1 pseudogene is annotated in these 1,195 nt (G+C 66.8%); it reads left to right on the top strand.

Features of this window, described 5'->3' with window-relative positions:
• Positions 1-532 precede the first annotated feature (532 nt).
• Positions 533-1,017 (top strand): annotated as a pseudogene (locus tag AB0J67_RS41270) (transposase); the annotation flags it as partial.
• Between the last annotated feature and the right edge of the window lie 178 nt (positions 1,018-1,195).

A 1,195-nucleotide genomic window follows, 5' to 3' on the forward strand; every position in this document is an offset into this window, starting at 1 on the left:
CGGACCGCAGAAGTGGACCAGGCCAGGATCGGCAGGAAGTGGTGGAGCGAGCCCCGTCGAGCAAGTTCACCGTAGACACTGACGGACGTGGTGTATCGCTAGACGACCATCGTTGATCCTGGGTTGAGCCTATGCGGCGGTGAGTTCTGGTTCGGGCTGCGCCGCGCTGGTCGGGGTCTGGTCGTCAATGGTCTACTTGCGGGCCTTGGCGAGGAGTTCGGGGCCCATGTAGCGGCGCTGTTCGGTCGATTCGGCCGGGACCAGCCCGTCGATGAGCCGGACGTGGCCGCGACGTCGAACACTGCTCGGGCACATGCTTGATCTCCAGCATGGCCCGTCGTCGGTCTGCTCGGCCAGGACCGCGCCGACGAGGCGGATGACGGCGGCGCGGTTGGGGCGCCACTCTCGTCAAGCACCGGTTGGTGTCAGTTGGCCGGGAGAGTTGATGTCACGCTTCATTGCGACAGACCACGGCGGCAAGGTGAACCGCACCGGGTTTGGTAGCGGCCCGACCTCTGTGGAGGATCGAGCCATGTCACGTTCGAGTGCGTATCCGGCTGAGCTTCGTCAGCGCGCGGTGCGGATGGTCGCCGAGGTGCGGCCGAACTACGACTCCGACTACGCCGCGATCACCGCGGTCGCCCAGAAGCTGGGTATCGGCACTGCCGAGACGCTGCGTAAATGGGTCCGTCAGGCCCAGGTCGACACCGGCGCGAGGCCGGGTGTGACCAGCGAGGAGTCCGCGGAGATCAAACGGCTGCGGCGAGAGGTCGCGGAGCTGCGCCGCGCCAACGAGATCTTGAAAGCGGCTTCGGTTTTCTTCGCGGCCTAGCTAGACCGGCCACAGCCACGCTCGTGAAGTTCATCGACGAGCACAAGCAGGTGTTCACGGTCGAGTCGATCTGCCGCGTGCTGACCGAGCACGGCTGGCCGATCGCGTCGAGCACCTACCGCGCCGCCGTGCGGCGCGCACCCTCGGCCCGGTCCCGCCGCGACGACCTGCTCAAGGCACGGATCGCCCGGGTGCACGCCGACAACTACGGCGTGTTCGGCGCCCGCAAGGTGTGGCTGGTCCTCAACCGCAGGTCATTTGCCGCGACTGTCAACGGTCTTGTAGCGGTCCCCGCTGGCGGACATGAAGGCCCACGCGCTGGCGGACGTGAGTTCTCCCCGGTTGGACACCGGTTCTCCCCAT

Source organism: Catellatospora sp. NPDC049609 (assembly GCF_040675365.1).
Classification (GTDB): domain Bacteria; phylum Actinomycetota; class Actinomycetes; order Mycobacteriales; family Micromonosporaceae; genus Catellatospora.